A 16,420-nucleotide genomic window follows, 5' to 3' on the forward strand; every position below is an offset into this window, starting at 1 on the left:
CCGAATTTCTTTCGGCTTTTGTCAGACTTGCCAGCGAAAGGCCAATTCAGAAATTTTCGCTTCAGCCAGATCCAAGCCGGTATTTGGTTGGTGTCGCTCCAGTCTGGCCTCGAAAAAACCGCGTGAAATGGGACTTGTCCGAGTAACCCAGCAAGAGACCAATCTCTGCGATTGTCTTTTTGTCGTCCTTCAGGTGCTCCTTTGCTACATCGATACGCAGCCGTTTGATTTCGCGCGGCAGCGTTGTGCGTTGTTGCTGAAGTGCCTTCAGAAACCGATCCGGCTGTATGCCCAGCAACCCGGCCACCACCTCTGGTCCCAAATCCGTTTCATCCAGTTTGTCGCGCAAGACGGATCGCAAAGCGGCAACCACGGTCACTTCTTCGTCTTGTCGCGCCGAGACTTTAGGGGCGACAGAACCCCCTGAAACATGGTGCAAAAACAACCAATCGACGGGAAAACTCAGCTGCATTCCGGGGTCGGCCCCAAGACCAACCTCGATCCCCTTGTAGGCGATCGGCAAGCCATTGATGTATCGGCTTTCCCATCGCACGACAGTTGGATCCCACGAGTTACCAACAACGGTTTGCAGAAGCCTCACATAGATTGCGGCGCCGAAACCGGTGACTTGGATCGGTGGAACCGCGGGCTCTTGTTGCCGCTCGACCCGATAGGTCGCTTTGTCCGCATCCACGATCAGCCTGTGCCGAACCGAGCTGGATTCCTGCGGCACGAGCCGCACGAAATGGGCGAAAAACTCGAAAAGCGTCTTTGAGGATTGCTGCGCCTGCGCAAAAGGCGGCCAGCCTTGCAGATCGAAGGTTTCGCCAACATGAAGCCCGAGATACCGATCGCCCGCCAATTCCGAAAACGCATTCAGAAGTCCGAAAACCAGCTCGGAATGCACATATACGGATGGATCGGACAACAATTCGGCCTTGAGGCCCACCTGATCCAGGGCCGGCCGCGGGTCGATCCTGCGGTCGGTGAGGTACCGTAGAAACGGCGCGGCCAATGCCAGCCGAATAAAGCCCTCGCTATGGTCCCCGGCGGTAGAATTGACAGGCACGATCGTCCCCTTCGGCTCAAGCAGCAAGTTTGGGCGAGTAGCCACTTTTCCTGCCACATTCGAACATCCTACTGAAAAAGTGGCAACCGATCCAAGCCCTTTCGGGCTAGTCTAAAAGGATCTGAATATGACGAGGTTTCTCATGTCCGGCTTACAAAACTTCCTTCTTTCAGCGGCCGTTGTCACGGTAACGTTTTCCTCTTCTCTGGCCGCACAGGCGCAAGACGAAAAAGCGCCCCAGACGCTGTTTACCAATGTCCATGTCTTCGATGGTGTGAATGAGCAGCGCGTCGAGAATGCCAACGTTCTGGTCGAGGGAAACCTCATTAAATCCGTTTCGACCGATGCGATCGAGGCAGCGGATGCCACCGTGATCGATGGCGGAGGACGAACTCTAACCCCCGGCTTTATCGAGCTGCATGCGCATCTCATGCTGATGGGCCCAACGCTTCCGGCGATGGAGGCCAACACGACGTGGGAAGACTTCGCCATTCACGGCGCCCGGATGGCCGAGATGTACCTGATGCAGGGCTTCACCACTGTCAGGGATGCGGGCGGGGCCAATGGGGGACTTCGCAGGGCAATCGACTCAGGTCAAATCGAGGGCCCGCGTTACTATCCGTCCGGTGCGTTCATCGGAACCCGGGGTGGCCACGCCGACTTTGCCAATTTCACCGCGCCGCCGGGATCGGAAACCAATATGAGCCGCCTGAACCTGGCGCAGGAGGTCAGCGGAGTTGACGATGTTTACAAATTCGCGCGCAACAATTTTCGCATGGGTGCAACGCAACTTAAGTTCATGCAGTCCGGTGGTGTGGTTTCGGCATTCGACCCCTGGCAATTGCTGGCGGGGTCCCCTGAAGAGATCAAAGCCGCAGTGCAGGTGGCAAATGAGTACGGCAGCTACGTCATGGCGCATTCCTATCGCAAGGAAGCGATCCTGGGTGCGCTCGACGCAGGTGTGATGTCGATAGAACATGGCTTCTCGTTTGACTGCGAAATTGCCCAGGTCATGAACCAGAAAGGGGCCTACATCACCACGAACCTGACAGCCTTCGACCCCGGCCTGCTGGATATTCCGGCGGTTGCCAATGTGCCCTCCAGCCTCGCCAAGGCGAAATCGGCCTCGGCCACTTTCGCTGGCTACATCGACAACATGAAAGAATGCCCGGTCAAGCGCGGGTTCCAGACAGATTGCGTCGGCTCGGTCGAAGCGTGCAACATCCAGATCGCCTACGAGAAGCACCTCAATAACGAATTCTTTGGCCCTTACACGTCGATGGTGACGCTGACCTCGACCGGCGGCGAGGTAGTAGCGCTGTCGGGCGATTTCATGAACCCGTATACCGCCGGCAAGCTGGGTGTGATCGAAGAAGGCGCCTATGCCGACATTCTGCTGATCGATGGCAACCCGCTCGAGGATTTCTCGGTGGTTGGTACCGGGGATCAATGGTTCGGTGCTGATCCCAGACCCGATAGCCCGGAAACCATTCGCGTGATCATGAAAGACGGTGTAATTTACAAAAACACGCTGGATTGACCGCAGAAATCACCCGGAGGTTCTTAATGCGTCACTGGTTTTTCCTCGCTGTCGTCGTAGCCATGTCCTGGTGCGCTCAATCTGCGGTGGCGATGTCAGGCACAGCGCTGGACTGGGCTGATTTGCCCGACCCGTCCGTGCAGGAATTCGAGGACCCGTACCGGGACCTCAGCCCCGAACAATTCGACGACGTTCTGTTTGTTGTGCGGTTGCGCGGTAGGCTGCAGCAGGACAAAGGCAGCGCCGAAGAACGGCAGAACTGGCAAGAGCTTCTGACCGAGACCGAGGATGCCTTGCTGGCCGGTGGTGTGGATGTCGACTGGCTGCTGGATCAGCGGGAAGTCGTGACTGAACGCCGAAGAAAGGCGGGGACTGCCGGAAACCCGCAATTCGACGGTCAGACAATTACACTGGCGGGTTTTGCAATTCCTGCACCCAGCGACCCGGACGGCCAGCCCGTGGCCTATTTGGTGCCGGAACGCGGGATGTGCAGCCACATGCCCCCACCCGTGCCGAACCAGATGATCCGGGTGCGGCTGAACGGCGATTGGACGCCCAGCTATGTTCATGAACCTGTGCGACTGACTGGAAAGCTGACAATTGACCCTTCGGATCAGGAACTGATGGTCGTAGATGGACTTGTGCCCATGCGCGCAACCTTCCAGTTGCAGACGGACAGCGTCGAAACTTTGGAAACAGAGGCAGACAGGCTGGAGTGGAAAAAGCAGGCAGCAGATCGTCTCCGCGCGGCGGGTGACCGCAAGACCGGAGGGGCAAGGATTTCCGAATGATCAGGCACCTGATTGCCGCCGTTTTTGTCATCGCGACCGCTGCTGTAGCCAATGCGCAGGGGCTGTCAGGACCTTCATCTGTTGAGGCCGATCTTGAACCCGGGGACGGGCTGACCGACCCGCAATACCGTTCGGATTTTCCGCGCAACATCGCGCCGGGTTGGTTCAATTGGAAAGATCGGCTGGCCGAAAACGGGGTTCGGTTCAACCTGGATTATCTGGCGTTGGGCCAAACCACGAATGCAGACTTGGGAACCGGAGAAGCAGCCAGCGGCATCGCGCGCTTTTACGGAAACTGGCAAGCGACCGAGCGTGGCTCTCTGACATTCAAGATCGAGCACCGGCACAGCTATACGGATGTTGCGCCGCAGTTTCTTGGACTGGACGGCGGCGCCCTATCGATCACCGGGACGGCTTTCAACGACACCGGGCTGCTGCTGACCAATCTGTTCTGGACGCAAAGGGCCGACGACGGGGCGTGGACCTTACAGTTTGGTCAGATCGATGTGACCGACTTTGTTGATATCTACGGTCTGGTCAGCCCCTATAGCGGTTTTCAGAACCTGGCGTTCAACACCAATCCAACCATCAATGCCCCAAATCCCGGATTGGGCATCGCCGGGGGCCTCAAGCTCAACAGCAACCTTTATTTGGTCGCCAGTGTCGCCGATGCCAATGCCGACCCGTCCGACCCGGATTTTGATGTTTTCAGCGATGGCAATCTCTTCAAATCGCTCGAACTTGGTTACACATCCGGCTTCGACCGCATCTATTTTGACAATGTCCATCTTACCCTCTGGCACGCGGATGCCGCCGACGACGGCAGCCGCCCCGAAGACTATGGCGGTGCGTTCTCTGCCGCTTGGTTTGTGGACAACAAATGGATGCCGTTCCTGCGTGCCGGGGCCGCGAAAGGGACGGCCGCGCTGTACAAGCGGTCGGTCTCGGCTGGCATGGGATATTACGGCCGAAACACCGATCTGGCCGGGTTGGGCCTCAATTGGGCCGAAGCCCGCGGCATCGACGGAGACCAGTTCACAGTCGAGGCGTTTTATCGCTTTTCGATTTCGCCCGGCCTGCAAATCACGCCATCGGTGCAGTTCATTTCCAATCCACTGCTGAACCCAAATCAGGATAATATCACGCTGTTCAGTCTGCGAACCCGGATCGTTTTCTGAGGCTCGCCCAACGTCCTGAACAACAAAAAACAAGGGAGTTTCCGTAATGAAGACCCTGTTGGCCGCAAGCGCCCTGGCAATAATCTTTGGTGGCGCGTTGCTTGCCAGTGAAGAAAGCAAGACATGGGACGCGTCAGATGAAGCCAGGCAGTTCGTGAAGGACACAATCGTTCTGGGTATGCTGGCCAGCCCCTACGGCACCGGCTGGACCGAGTACGACCAGTTGCACACCTACTTTGAACGTGCTCGGGACAATGGCATCACAGGTCATGAGATGACACTGGCCGCAGCGGACATGTCCTTCGAAACCCTTCTGGAACAGCATTATCACTTCCGCGCCGCCATGGCGCAGCAGCCCGAGAACTACCTTGTCGTGAATGAAACCCGGGATATCGAAGCCGCCCACCTACAAGGCAAAACCACCGTCATTTGGAACAGCCAGACCGCCACAATCCTGAATGGTGACCTTAGGAAGATGGCATTGCTCAAGGACATGGGCATCAAGAGCATGATCCTGGCCTACAACGATATTTTCCGAACGGGTTCGGGACAATTAGCAGCCTACAACGGACGTGACATCGGCCTTACGCCTTGGGGCAAATCCGTCATCGATGAAATGGTGCGGTTCGGCATCCTGCTGGACCTCAGCCATACTGGTTCCAAGACCGCCAACGACGCCATGAACTATATGGACGAGAATTACCCCAGCGTGCCTTATGTCTACACACATTCTGTGCCTGCGGGGCTTTACAAGAACGAACCCAACGCAACCGCGCGCGGATGTTATCGCGCCATTCCCGACGACGAGGCGCTGCGGGCCGCCAAGTCAGGCGGCTATATCTCGCCCACGTTTACGGAATGGATGATGGACGGCATCTGGCCCGAGGATATCTCGCCCAAACAGGCCGCAGATATGATCGATTATTACGTCCAGCTTGTGGGTGTCGACCATGTCGGGATCGCAACGGATGACATGTTCTCGACCGAACTTGTCGTGCAGTTCGCAACTGCAAACGCAAGCATGTACGATGACGGCGGATACATGATCGACGCCTTCAACAAAGGAGCCACCGGCAACGGTGAACTCGCCAAGATCCTGGCGGCCATCACGGATGATCTTTGGGCGCGCGGCTATTCCAACGAGGATCTCGAAAAGATCTATGGCGGCAACAAGATGAGGGTCTACGCGCAGGTCTGGGAAGGCAAGCCGCCCGAACAGTTTCTGAAAGAATACCCCGAGCGTCTGCGCTTGCGACAAGAGCTTCGTGACGGGTTCTATTCACGTTAGACCAACAACAAACACCCGCGATGAACGCAAAGTGGCGTTGTCGCGTCTTTATTTGAAATGACGCCAGAACATCAGGGCTGAAGAATGGTGGGTGATGAGAGACTCGAACTCCCGACATCTTCGGTGTAAACGAAGCGCTCTACCAACTGAGCTAATCACCCGTGACGGTGCATGTAGCCAAGCCTGCGCGCGGGCGCAAGAGGGTCTGGAACAAATTCTTGCGCCAAGGGACAGGAACGGGCCGGATCAGATCAGCGATTTCGTCAGACCACTGGCCCACAAATTCCTTCGCCGCAGGGAAAGGCGCTTGCGTGTTCCCTGCTGCCTCCGATATTCCCGAAAGGACTGAAACCACAGGAATGCGCATGATCCTGACCCGCGCCTGCCGTTTTCTCATTGCGGCCCTGGTCCTTGGCACCCTGACGCTGGCTCCGGTCCGGGCCACGGCCGAGGGTGTTCTCGTCTTTGCGGCCGCCAGCCTCAAGACGGCACTGGATGAAATCGTCCCTGTTTTTGAAGACCGGACCGGGCATCAGGTGACGGTGTCTTATGCCGCATCCTCAGTTCTGGCGCGGCAAATTCAGCAGGGCGCACCGGCGGATCTTTTCATCTCGGCCAATCAGGACTGGATGGATCAGTTGCAGGACATGGGGCTGATTGCGCCCGATTCCCGTATCGATCTTCTGGGCAACGGTCTTGTGCTGATAGGCCCTTCCCGTCAGGCACCCTTGCAGGACCTATCCGCTGAATTCGATCTGGTGACCGCGCTAGCCGGCGGGTATCTGGCCACGGCGCTGGTCGATGCCGTCCCTGCGGGCGTCTATGCCAAGGCCGCGTTACAAAGCCTGGGCTTGTGGGACGATGTGCAGGAACAGGTTGCACAGACCGACAATGTGCGCGCCGCACTTGCGCTGGTTGCAAGCGGCGCTGCCCCGTTGGGCATTGTCTACCGATCGGATGCGCAGGCCGAAACCCGGGTCAGCGTGGTCGCTGCGATACCGGGTGACCTGCACCCCCCAATCGTTTATCCCGCCGCCCTGACCGCAACCGCCAATCCGGCAGGTCGGGCCTTTCTCGAACACTTGCAATCTACGCCATCTCAGGGCGTTTTTGCCGCGCAGGGTTTTTCCCTGCCGGACGGGTAATGCCGATGGGCTGGTTGGGACCAGAAGAGCTTGAGGCGCTGAAACTGTCCCTGCGGGTGTCGTTCTGGGCCACACTGGCCACGCTGCCGTTTGGCATTTTTGTGGCCTACGCCTTGGCGCGCTGGCGCTTTCCGGGGCGGCAGGTGCTGAACGGGCTGGTGCATCTGCCCCTGATCCTGCCACCTGTCGTGACCGGATATCTGTTGTTGCTGACCTTCGGCATTCAGGGGCCGCTGGGCAGCTTCCTGGCCGAGTTCGGCATGGTGTTTGCCTTTCGCTGGACCGGCGCGGCGCTGGCCGCCGGTATCATGGCCTTTCCCCTGATGGTTCGCGCCATCCGACTGTCGATTGAGGCGGTGGACCCGAAACTGGAACAGGCAGGTGCGACCTTGGGGGCCTCACGGCCCATGGTTTTTGCCACCGTTACCTTGCCGATGATCCTTCCGGGCGTCATCGCCGGTGCCATTCTGGCCTTTGCCAAGGCAATGGGCGAGTTTGGGGCCACCATAACATTCGTGTCCAACATCCCCGGCCAGACACAGACCCTGCCATCCGCAGTCTATGCGTTTCTGCAGGTTCCCGGCGGTGAGGCCGCCGCAACCCGGCTGGTCATCGTGTCCATCATCATTGCCATGGGCGCGCTGCTTCTGTCCGAATATGTCGGCCGCCGCGCGGCGGAACGGGTGGCCGGGTCATGAGCCTTTCTGTCCGCTTGCAACAGGAACTGCCGGGGATCGATCTGGACCTCAGCTTTGACGCACCGCCCGGTGTGACCGTCCTGTTCGGGCGATCGGGTTCCGGCAAGACCACCGTTGTGAATGCGGTGGCCGGTCTGCTGCGTCCCCGAGCGGGGCGGGTGGCCGTGGATGACTGGGTTCTGTTCGACACGGATCAGGGACTGTGGCTGCCACCTCACCGGCGACGTCTTGGCTATATCTTTCAGGAAGGCCGACTGTTTCCGCATCTGACCGTCCGCCAGAATTTGGCTTACGGCCGCTGGTTTGCGCCCCGCAGGGCGCACCGTGAAGATCCCGGCAAAGTAATCGAAATGCTGGGCGTCGGTCATCTGCTGGATCGCCGCCCCTCGGGCCTGTCGGGTGGCGAAAAGCAGCGTGTTGCCATCGGCAGAGCCCTGTTGGCCAGCCCCCGCCTGATACTGGCCGACGAACCGCTCGCCGCGCTGGATGACGCCCGTAAGGCGGAAATCCTGCCCTACTTCGAGCGGCTGCGGGACGAGGTATCGGTGCCTATCCTCTATGTCACACACTCCGCCGCCGAGGTGGCCCGGCTTGCGACCTCGGTTGTGGCCTTGCAGGACGGCAAGGTCGTGCGGCACGGTCCCGCCCCGGACGTGCTGGCAGACCCTTCCGTTGCACCTGCCGGTGTGCGCGCGGTCGGCGCGGTGCTGCGGGTTCGGGTCCACGATCACCACGCCGACGGGCTGAGCGAGCTGGACGCGGGCGGTGCACGCCTGTTCCTGCCGCGCATCCCGCACCGGGTCGGAGAAAACCTGCGCATTCGCATCCCGGCGCAGGAAGTCATCCTGTCAGACCGAAAACCCGAAGGTCTGTCGGCCCTGAACGTCCTGGAAGGCACGGTCGATACGATCCGCGCCGGTGACGGTCCGGGGGCAATCGTATCGGTGCAAACCCCCGCGGGCCCGGTTCTGGCCCGCGTCACTCGCCGGTCGGTGTCGGCCCTGGGCCTGGCCCCGGGACGCACCTGTTACGCCGTAATCAAAACCGTGGCTCTGGCACCTCAGGATGTCGGCGGCCGGGTGAACACAAGCTGATCCGTCCGGAGCGGCATTCCGGATACAAACCGCGGGCATTCCCCGACCAAGTCACAGAAAACAAGGTGTTGAACCTGCCTGCGCGCCCTCCTATCGTGCCCACTCAGAAAAACCAGTCAGGAACAGGCCATGACCGACCAAATTGCACATCCGATGTCCCCGCAGGATTGCCTCGTGGCGATCATGGTCGCGGTCTCGGCCTCGGACGAAAACATTCGCACCGCCGAACTGGTCAAGATAGAAACAGCCGTCAACATGCTGCCGGTTTTTGCCGATTACGACATCGACCGTACCCGCCGGGTGTCACAGATCGTGTTTGACCTGTTCGAACAGGAAGACGGTCTGGACGCCCTGTTTGGCCTGATCCGGGAAAACCTGCCCGAGCGGCTGAACGAAACCGCCTACGCGCTGGCCTGCGACGTTGCAGCCGCCGATGGCACCCTCGCGGAAACCGAACTGCGCCTGCTCGAGGAAATCCGGTACGAACTGGACGTAGACCGCCTGCACGCCGCCGCGATCGAGCGCGGCGCCCGCGCCCGCCACACCGTCTGAGTTCAACTGCCGTAAAGTGACCCCCAGCGCTCGATCAGCGTGCGCTGCAGCTTGCGCGAGCGCCTGTTCCAGTTGCGCGCACCCTCGGGGCGTTCGCGCAGCGCACGTGGAATTGTGGCGCGCCGGTCCACGTCGGCGGTAAAGATGGCAAAGGCCAGATCGGTTCCGTCAACCGTGGTCAAAAACCCGCCCAGGCCGGAAACGAAATTCAGCGTTCCGGTTTTGGCGGCTACCTTGACGGGGTGATCCCGCACGGCGCGTCCTTTGCTGTCGGTCAGGGTGAAGGGCTTCAACAACGGGCGCAGCACATTTGTCTTGCGTGCCGCAACCAGCGCTTTGACCAGATCGCCGGGCGCCATGCGCGAGGCATCGCCCAGACCCGAATGATCCACCATGGCGATCCGCTCGACACCATAGGTTTCAGCCGCCCATCGGTTCATCTCGGACGCGGACTCGGCCAGGGTCTGCGGTCGCGCGCCCCGCGCCCGTGAGGCCGCCAACCCGACCATCTCGGCCGTCAGGTTGGTCGAATATTTCAGCATTCCCCGCAGGATGCTCTCCAGCGAGTCACTCTGGTGCACCACCAGAATCGTGCCCTCAGGCGCCTGCCGTGTGACCTGAACCCGGCCCAGAACGATGCCGTTGACCCGCGCCAGCGTGCGGAACACATCGCCCGCATATAGCGCCGGCTTTCGAACGGGCAGCCACCGCGCGCCGCCATTGCCCAACGCCGCCTTGGCAACAGTCCACCGGTCCTGCCGCGCACTGGGCTGGTAGGTGTAAATCGGCAAACTGCGGGCTTCGACCTGCATCGTCGCCATGTCGACGGCCGGGTTATACCGTGCACTGCGCGCATCCATGGCCACATTATAGCCCTTGCCGTCGCGCTTCCATTCGAAATGAACCCGGTTGAAATTCAGCGATATGCCACTTATCGCCGGGCTGTAGCCCAGATGATCCGGCTGGCCCGGGTCGATGCTGTTCACGTAGGGCAGCGCGCCATCATACACTTTGAACGCGCCGCGCACCTCGGTGATCCCGGCCTCGCGCAGATTGGCCGCCATGCTGGCAAGTGCATCCGTATCCAGCAGCGGATCGCCGCCACCTACAAGGATCAGGTCGCCCTTCAGAATACCGTTCTCAACCGGTCCGTCCGCCATCAATCTGGTTTCAAACCGATGCTCTGGCCCCAGCACATCCAGCGCATACAATGCCGTCAGCGCCTTGGCCACGCTGGCTGGCGGCAATCCGTCCTGCGCGCCATATCCTTCCAGCTGCGCCCCGGATTCCGCATCGGCGACGGCAAAGACGACCTCACCCTGCAGTCCGGCTGCGCGGACAACCCGCTCGACACCGTTCAGCTCCGGCCCGCGCATCTGCGGGCGCAGTGACACCAGCGGCGCCCCAGCCAGTCCGGTAGCGGGGATCAGCGCGGCCCCAAGCCCGCCAAGAATGAATCGACGCGAATAACGATCAACCATAGGTCAATTAAAATCCCAGAGTTTTCGCCCAAACAACCGCCCGCACTGGATTATGTGGCCATGGGGGCTATTCCGGCAACACCTGATTTGCCCATTCACCGCGCCCGCGTATTTCGGTCGAGCTGACATCGACCATCGGCACATTCACGAAACACCAAGCGGGGGCGCTGGCCCGCCCCAGCAAATGCCGCGCCTGCCCGTCAATCCGATAGCTTGCGTAAGCCCGCGCTGCCGGAGACATCCGCGCCGAAATCCGGTCGCCGGGCCGCGCGACCACACCCACAGGTACACTGTCCATGATCTTCCGCCAGTCTTTCCAGCGGTGAAACTGCGCCAGATTATCCGCACCCATCAGCCAGACAAACCTGACCTGCGGATAGAGCCTCTGCAACGCCGCCAGAGTATCGGCCGTCGCCCGCGTTCCCGTCTGCGCCTCGATACCCGTGACTTCGACCCTTGGGTGCCGCATGACTGCCCTTGCCGCCCGAACCCGCCGTTCCAGCGGCGCGGGGCCGCGCTCTTTCAGCGGATTGCCCGGCGAAACCAGCCACCACACACGATCCAACCCGAACGCCTTCATCGCCTCAAGCGTCACATGCACATGACCGCGATGCGGCGGATCAAAGGATCCACCGAACAGCCCCACGACCTGCCCGGGCCGCGCAAAAGGGATCGAATGCCGCTTCATTCTTTGCTGATGTTCAAATTCGGTCGGGCTTGTCAATCAACTGGTTGCACCGCGTCGCCCAGGCGGACCTGCCCGGATCGCACCACTTCGGCACACCAGCCGCCATGTCCGCGCACGGCTGAGTAGCCACCTTTGCCCAGCGCCTCCTCCATTCGGCTGCAGGGCGCACAAATCACGGTGAACCGCAAAATGGCCTCACCCACCTGCACTTCGCGCCCCTTGAGCGCGGCCAAATTGATCCCCGACACCACCAGGTTGCGCCGCAGAATGTCCGGCGAAACAGGCCCCTGCCTCAGATACGCACCAATCGCCGCCAGATGCTCCTGCTGGATCAGCGACACCGCGCGTTTACCTGCGCGGCTCCGATCGCCCTCGGGTCCGGCCTCGGATACCAGAACCTGTTTAACAGGGATCATCGCGGCCCGCCGGTCAGGGCGCAAGCCGATCCAATCAACATGCCCGGGCTGCGCCCATCCAGCTATCAAACCTGCCAGTTCCGACAAAACACTCTCCCATTCGATCATGGCCACAATACCCGTCGCGATCCGTGAACGAAATTCACGAAACCACCAGCTTGCCCCGCCCGTCCCGCTTGGATATCTAGCGTTCCAACCCAATTTCCCGACCCAGAGGACGCGACATGGCCGCCTATCAATATGTCTACCACATGCAGGGTGTCTCCAAGACCTATCCCGGTGGCAAGAAGTGCTTTGAAAACATCCACCTGAGTTTTCTGCCCGGCGTGAAAATCGGTGTCGTCGGCGTCAACGGCGCAGGTAAATCGACGCTGATGAAGATCATGGCCGGTCTCGACACCGACTTCACCGGTGAGGCCTGGGCCGCCGAAGGTGCCAAGGTCGGCTATCTGCCGCAGGAACCGCAGCTGGACGAATCCCTGACTGTCCGCGAAAACGTCATGCTGGGCGTGGCCGCGAAAAAGGCCAAGGTCGACCGCTTCAACGAGATCGCCATGGAGATCGCCGAGAACTATTCGGACGAGCTGATGGAGGAAATGACCACCCTGCAGGACGCCATCGACGCGGAAAACCTGTGGGACCTCGACAGCCAGATCGACGTCTCGATGGAGGCGCTGCGCTGCCCGCCGGACGATGCCAACATCGCCAACCTCTCGGGTGGTGAGAAACGCCGTGTGGCGCTGTGCAAGCTGCTGCTGGAAGCGCCCGACATGCTGCTCTTGGACGAACCGACCAACCACCTGGACGCCGAGACGATCGCCTGGCTGCAACAGCACCTGATCGACTACAAAGGCACCATCCTGATCGTCACCCACGACCGGTATTTCCTGGATGACATTACTGGCTGGATTCTGGAGCTCGACCGCGGCCGTGGCATTCCGTACGAGGGCAACTACTCCGCATGGCTGGAACAAAAGGCCAAGCGACTGGAGCAGGAAGCGCGCGAGGACAAGTCCAAGCAGAAAACCCTGCAGCGCGAACTGGAGTGGATGCGTCAGGGTCAGAAGGCGCGTCAGGCCAAATCCAAGGCTCGGATCAACGCCTATAACGAGCTGGCCGAGCAGTCCGAACGCGAAAAGCTGACCCGCGCCCAGATTGTCATCCCCAACGGCCAGCGCCTTGGCGGCAAGGTGATCGAGGTTGAGGGCCTGTCGAAACACATGGGTGACAAGCAACTGATCGAAGGGCTGGACTTTGCCCTGCCACCCGGCGGCATTGTCGGCGTCATCGGCCCCAACGGTGCCGGTAAGTCGACGCTGTTCAAGATGCTCACCGGTCAGGAACAGCCCGACAGTGGTACCATCACGCTGGGCGACACGGTCGAGCTGTCTTATGTCGACCAGTCCCGCGATGACCTGAAAGATAACGACACTGTATGGGAAGCGATCACCGGCGGTGCCGAGATCATTCAGTTGGGCGACGCGCAGGTCAATTCCCGCGCCTATTGCTCGTCTTTCAACTTCAAGGGTGGTGACCAGCAGAAGAAGGTCTCGCTGCTGTCAGGGGGTGAGCGCAATCGCGTCCACATGGCCCGCCTGCTGAAAGAGGGCGGCAACGTCCTGCTGCTCGACGAACCCACAAACGACCTTGACGTCGAAACCCTGCGCGCACTGGAAGACGCGCTGGTCGATTTCGCCGGCTGCGCCGTTGTCATCTCACACGACCGCTTCTTCCTCGACCGGATTTGCACGCATATCCTAGCGTTCGAAGGCGATGCCCACGTGGAGTGGTTCGAGGGCAACTTCGAGGATTACGAAGAGGACAAAAAGCGCCGTCTGGGACCGGACGCGCTGGAGCCCAAGCGATTGAAGCATAAGAAGTTTGTCCGATGAGAGGCCTTTCGTGTATATTATCTTTATCGTTTTGATGGAGATTTGATATGCGCATTGTTTTCGCATTGGCGATTTGTTTGCCGACAGCAAGCATGGCACTTGACTGCACCCCTTTGAATCCTGTGGCCGATAAAACAATCTCAAAAGACGTTCAAGGAAAGATCGACGGCGAGGTCACAGGCCTACTTTCCAAACTGGGTGGGGCGAGCGCGGAAGTAGATGGTGTATACAAAGAGATAGTGAAAGGAGATACGCTTTCCGGTTACCCAGAAGGTGCTAAACTATACCTTTGGGAAAAGATTATTTATTTTAAGTGCGAGTTGCTTGATGATTCCGATTTTTCCGACAAGGAAAAGAACGAAGAACTTGATAAGCTTATGGAAAAGATTTTATTCCCACCAGTCGCCAGTTGTAATTTCCCAATTGACCCTAGGGCAGCAGGCTTCACGCCACCCAAAGTTAAAAACGCTCTTGGAAAAGCACCTGCTGGATTTAAACCTGCAGGATTTAACCTTTCTAGCCTTGTCGATTCGGGGCAAACAGAAAAAGCAATAAAATACAGCAAATTGTTGTATGAACAACAATCCCTTGTGTATGGGCCTTATTCTCAGGAAACATACAAGGCAGCAGATATTCTTGCTGAATTATTGAGAGATTTCGGAACAACAGGTGAGGACGGAGCCATGCTGGTCAATCTGCAAAACAATTTTGGTTCCGACATCGGAACTCATGGCTGCTTAGCAGCTTAGTTGGTGGACTAACTTAGGAGCTGTGGGATTGGTGCGAACATACTTCCTCCCGCGTCCCAGTCTTTCCATCCATTTGGGTGCCAATCCATTCCGGGTTTCTCAAGCCTCCGAAAATACACCTCGGCGCAAAGCGAACAGCAAGCGTAGGATGGGTGCTTGCACCCATCGCTACTCAATCCCCATCTACCTCATCAAATGATGGGTGAAATCACCCATCCTACGGTTCCCCAAACGCCTCTTGGGTGATGCCACCACTCCATTCCGGACCAACTCGACCCGCCCGAATGTCGCGATGGATTGACGAATACGGCCAATCGGTCGGGCGCTCCACCAACCCATGTTTGATCGGGGCTCCGCCCGTTCGCGCCTCGAAACGTCCACTGGACGTTTCGCCACCTGCGGTGGATCGGCACTCACCCCCAACAATACGCCATATGATTGCGGTAATCCCGTTCGTCCCGGATGCAATGTTCCCAAAACCGGCGTTGCCATACAGGCGCTTCGCGTTTATCGGCTCGTAGGCCGGGCTTCAGCCCGGCATACCTGCCGGATGTCACGACGGGTAATTCCCTGGGCACGAGTGCCGGGCTGAAGCCCGGCCTACAACTTGCCTTATTCACACGCATGGTAAACCGTGCCTTGATCGCGCCCCACCGCGTCGAATAATCCGCATCCCCAGGTGGCAGGGTCCATACTGCATGCAAATGATCCGGCAACACAACAAACGCATCGCACCAGAATGGCCGCTCCCTCTGCGTCATCGCAAAGGCCGCCCGCGGATGCGCCACTTCGCGCGTCAACAGGTCCGACGATCGATCGGCCAAAGAAACGGTGAAGAAATAACTGGCGCCGGGAATGCGGACACGCCGATAGTTGGACATGCATCCAGTTTACGGCAGCTATGACTACCAACTCGTAAAGGGGTGGACTGAAACGGTAAGGGACCGGAAGGACGGGCGGTTCCACCCATCCAGCGACTGGTTGCATACGCGATGGCGAGACGCCAAAGCACCGCGCCATCGGATTACATAATTCACTTTCGAAATACCAAGGGGTCGTTCGTTGCCGCGCCTACCCGGACCGGCTGCCACCCATCCGTCTGAACCCGAACAGTCCCGCCAAAGCACCGATCAGCAACAACCCAGTGGCCGGAATTGGGACGGCAGAGACATTCACTTCTGTCACGGTACCTTCCGACCCGGGCTCTTCGCACCACAATTCACAGAAGTCGGGCTCTGTAACTTCCGTCAGTTCCTCATCCTGTTCGATTGGATCCTGCTCCCGATCTTGAAGATGTCGAAGCTCTTCAAGGTAACGATTAGAAATTTTCGCCGACTGGATGATCTGGAACATTGCCCATTCCACACCCTCGCGAGATTTTTTGTTCGAATAAGCTGACAACCGGCTGGTTTGTCTTTCCACACCATTCGACAACTGGTTTTGCCAATCAATTTTTATAGTCAGAGCATCTGATGTTCCAGCCCAGCAAAGGACCGCAAATGTACAAACAAGTCTCATATCCGCCCCCACGGTTGTGTGCGTCACCATAGCACCAAAAGCCTGCTTTTCAAAACATCGTAATATCTGAATAAAATCTGAGGTTTGTGGGCAACCCTGCTTCTCTACCCTATAGTTTTTCGGGTGCTCTGCGACTCGGGACACAACTGACGATTGCCCGGGCACGGTCCATGGTGGTAGGCGCTTCTGTCAATTCTGCTCAGGTTGTTGAAATCGCGGTCCCCGTATCAGGTTCGACATGCGCGGGATTCGGGCCGAACCCTTCGGCGGGAAACCGTTCAAAACGCGCTGCAGGCCCTTAAACCGTTGTACAAAGCACAC

General features: G+C 58.9%; 16 protein-coding genes and 1 tRNA gene. 10 read left to right on the forward strand and 7 right to left on the reverse strand.

The genetic code is table 11. The annotated features are described in order from the left end of the window. Positions 1-61 precede the first annotated feature (61 nt). Positions 62-1,069, reverse strand: a complete 1,008-nt coding sequence (locus ACR0J8_RS03400) for a helix-turn-helix domain-containing protein (protein ID WP_480522695.1) — start codon at positions 1,067-1,069, stop codon at positions 62-64. A 142-nt stretch (positions 1,070-1,211) separates the two neighbouring features. Here ACR0J8_RS03400 and ACR0J8_RS03405 point away from each other — a divergent pair, with 142 nt between their 5' ends. The 4 genes from ACR0J8_RS03405 to ACR0J8_RS03420 are packed head-to-tail and all read left to right on the forward strand — an operon-like array spanning position 1,212 to position 5,866. Then, the gene (locus ACR0J8_RS03405) at positions 1,212-2,609 is read left to right on the forward strand and encodes an amidohydrolase family protein (RefSeq protein WP_480888880.1); all 1,398 of its coding nucleotides are present in this window, start codon (positions 1,212-1,214) and stop codon (positions 2,607-2,609) included. A gap of 26 nt (positions 2,610-2,635) precedes the next feature. Further along, positions 2,636-3,400 carry a DUF3299 domain-containing protein gene (locus ACR0J8_RS03410; protein ID WP_480522693.1) on the forward strand — a complete coding sequence of 255 codons (765 nt, stop codon included), beginning with the start codon at positions 2,636-2,638 and terminating at the stop codon, positions 3,398-3,400. Continuing rightward, positions 3,397-4,578, forward strand: coding sequence for a carbohydrate porin (locus ACR0J8_RS03415; protein WP_480522692.1), 1,182 nt, complete (start codon positions 3,397-3,399; stop codon positions 4,576-4,578). The genes ACR0J8_RS03410 and ACR0J8_RS03415 overlap by 4 nt, the downstream gene beginning before the upstream one ends. Positions 4,579-4,624: 46 nt before the next feature. Continuing rightward, a complete protein-coding gene (locus ACR0J8_RS03420) occupies positions 4,625-5,866 on the forward strand; it encodes a dipeptidase (protein WP_480888881.1) in 1,242 nt (413 codons plus the stop codon). A gap of 85 nt (positions 5,867-5,951) precedes the next feature. On the opposite strand, the gene ACR0J8_RS03425 is transcribed toward ACR0J8_RS03420, so the two are convergent. Next, a tRNA-Val gene (locus tag ACR0J8_RS03425) sits at positions 5,952-6,027 on the reverse strand. Between the two features lie 204 nt (positions 6,028-6,231). On the opposite strand from ACR0J8_RS03425, the gene modA reads away from it, so the two are divergent. From modA to ACR0J8_RS03445, 4 genes are all read left to right on the forward strand, one after another. Beyond that, positions 6,232-7,011, forward strand: coding sequence for a molybdate ABC transporter substrate-binding protein (modA, locus tag ACR0J8_RS03430; RefSeq protein ID WP_480522690.1), 780 nt, complete (start codon positions 6,232-6,234; stop codon positions 7,009-7,011). 5 nt (positions 7,012-7,016) lie between these two features. Next, entirely contained in the window at positions 7,017-7,709 is a 693-nt protein-coding gene (gene modB / locus ACR0J8_RS03435) for a molybdate ABC transporter permease subunit (RefSeq protein ID WP_480522689.1), read from the forward strand. Then, positions 7,706-8,803, forward strand: coding sequence for a molybdenum ABC transporter ATP-binding protein (gene modC / locus ACR0J8_RS03440; RefSeq protein WP_321249719.1), 1,098 nt, complete (start codon positions 7,706-7,708; stop codon positions 8,801-8,803). Before modB ends, modC begins: the two co-directional genes overlap by 4 nt. 129 nt (positions 8,804-8,932) lie before the next feature. After that, positions 8,933-9,355 carry a tellurite resistance TerB family protein gene (locus ACR0J8_RS03445; RefSeq protein WP_170614169.1) on the forward strand — a complete coding sequence of 141 codons (423 nt, stop codon included), beginning with the start codon at positions 8,933-8,935 and terminating at the stop codon, positions 9,353-9,355. Between the two features lie 2 nt (positions 9,356-9,357). On the opposite strand, the gene dacB is transcribed toward ACR0J8_RS03445, so the two are convergent. The 3 genes from dacB to ACR0J8_RS03460 form a co-directional block, all read right to left on the reverse strand. Next, the gene (dacB, locus tag ACR0J8_RS03450; protein WP_480522688.1) at positions 9,358-10,836 is read right to left on the reverse strand and encodes a D-alanyl-D-alanine carboxypeptidase/D-alanyl-D-alanine endopeptidase; all 1,479 of its coding nucleotides are present in this window, start codon (positions 10,834-10,836) and stop codon (positions 9,358-9,360) included. A 67-nt stretch (positions 10,837-10,903) separates the two neighbouring features. Further along, a complete protein-coding gene (locus ACR0J8_RS03455; protein ID WP_480522687.1) occupies positions 10,904-11,524 on the reverse strand; it encodes a nicotinate-nucleotide adenylyltransferase in 621 nt (206 codons plus the stop codon). Positions 11,525-11,556: 32 nt separating this feature from the next. Further along, the gene (locus ACR0J8_RS03460; RefSeq protein WP_480888882.1) at positions 11,557-12,048 is read right to left on the reverse strand and encodes an MOSC domain-containing protein; all 492 of its coding nucleotides are present in this window, start codon (positions 12,046-12,048) and stop codon (positions 11,557-11,559) included. A gap of 116 nt (positions 12,049-12,164) precedes the next feature. On the opposite strand from ACR0J8_RS03460, the gene ettA reads away from it, so the two are divergent. Together ettA and ACR0J8_RS03470 are read left to right on the forward strand one after the other, a co-directional pair. Further along, the gene (ettA, locus tag ACR0J8_RS03465) at positions 12,165-13,832 is read left to right on the forward strand and encodes an energy-dependent translational throttle protein EttA (protein WP_480486725.1); all 1,668 of its coding nucleotides are present in this window, start codon (positions 12,165-12,167) and stop codon (positions 13,830-13,832) included. Between the two features lie 47 nt (positions 13,833-13,879). Then, positions 13,880-14,581 (forward strand): hypothetical protein, encoded by a 702-nt coding sequence (locus tag ACR0J8_RS03470; RefSeq protein WP_480888883.1) that lies wholly within the window; start codon positions 13,880-13,882, stop codon positions 14,579-14,581. 413 nt (positions 14,582-14,994) lie between these two features. Here the strand turns inward: ACR0J8_RS03470 and ACR0J8_RS03475 are convergent, their stop codons facing one another. Then, on the reverse strand, positions 14,995-15,462 hold the full coding sequence (locus ACR0J8_RS03475; protein WP_480888884.1) for an REP-associated tyrosine transposase: 468 nt from the start codon (positions 15,460-15,462) through the stop codon (positions 14,995-14,997). Positions 15,463-15,652: 190 nt separating this feature from the next. Further along, complete coding sequence (locus tag ACR0J8_RS03480; protein WP_480888885.1) at positions 15,653-16,129, reverse strand: hypothetical protein; 477 nt, start codon at positions 16,127-16,129, stop codon at positions 15,653-15,655. Positions 16,130-16,420 lie beyond the last annotated feature (291 nt).

This window comes from Ruegeria sp. N11 (genome assembly GCF_056531525.1).

What these genes read in the sequence shown, in the direction of transcription:
- ACR0J8_RS03445 (WP_170614169.1), top strand. Translation starts at nt 8,933, where the DNA reads ATGACCGACCAAATTGCACATCCGATGTCCCCGCAGGATTGCCTCGTG.
- ACR0J8_RS03455 (WP_480522687.1), bottom strand. Translation starts at nt 11,524, where the DNA reads ATGAAGCGGCATTCGATCCCTTTTGCGCGGCCCGGGCAGGTCGTGGGG.
- modC (WP_321249719.1), top strand. Translation starts at nt 7,706, where the DNA reads ATGAGCCTTTCTGTCCGCTTGCAACAGGAACTGCCGGGGATCGATCTG.
- ACR0J8_RS03480 (WP_480888885.1), bottom strand. Translation starts at nt 16,129, where the DNA reads ATGGTGACGCACACAACCGTGGGGGCGGATATGAGACTTGTTTGTACA.
- ACR0J8_RS03470 (WP_480888883.1), top strand. Translation starts at nt 13,880, where the DNA reads ATGCGCATTGTTTTCGCATTGGCGATTTGTTTGCCGACAGCAAGCATG.
- ACR0J8_RS03405 (WP_480888880.1), top strand. Translation starts at nt 1,212, where the DNA reads ATGTCCGGCTTACAAAACTTCCTTCTTTCAGCGGCCGTTGTCACGGTA.
- modA (WP_480522690.1), top strand. Translation starts at nt 6,232, where the DNA reads ATGATCCTGACCCGCGCCTGCCGTTTTCTCATTGCGGCCCTGGTCCTT.
- ACR0J8_RS03420 (WP_480888881.1), top strand. Translation starts at nt 4,625, where the DNA reads ATGAAGACCCTGTTGGCCGCAAGCGCCCTGGCAATAATCTTTGGTGGC.
- modB (WP_480522689.1), top strand. Translation starts at nt 7,017, where the DNA reads ATGGGCTGGTTGGGACCAGAAGAGCTTGAGGCGCTGAAACTGTCCCTG.
- dacB (WP_480522688.1), bottom strand. Translation starts at nt 10,836, where the DNA reads ATGGTTGATCGTTATTCGCGTCGATTCATTCTTGGCGGGCTTGGGGCC.
- ettA (WP_480486725.1), top strand. Translation starts at nt 12,165, where the DNA reads ATGGCCGCCTATCAATATGTCTACCACATGCAGGGTGTCTCCAAGACC.
- ACR0J8_RS03460 (WP_480888882.1), bottom strand. Translation starts at nt 12,048, where the DNA reads ATGATCGAATGGGAGAGTGTTTTGTCGGAACTGGCAGGTTTGATAGCT.
- ACR0J8_RS03415 (WP_480522692.1), top strand. Translation starts at nt 3,397, where the DNA reads ATGATCAGGCACCTGATTGCCGCCGTTTTTGTCATCGCGACCGCTGCT.
- ACR0J8_RS03475 (WP_480888884.1), bottom strand. Translation starts at nt 15,462, where the DNA reads ATGTCCAACTATCGGCGTGTCCGCATTCCCGGCGCCAGTTATTTCTTC.
- ACR0J8_RS03410 (WP_480522693.1), top strand. Translation starts at nt 2,636, where the DNA reads ATGCGTCACTGGTTTTTCCTCGCTGTCGTCGTAGCCATGTCCTGGTGC.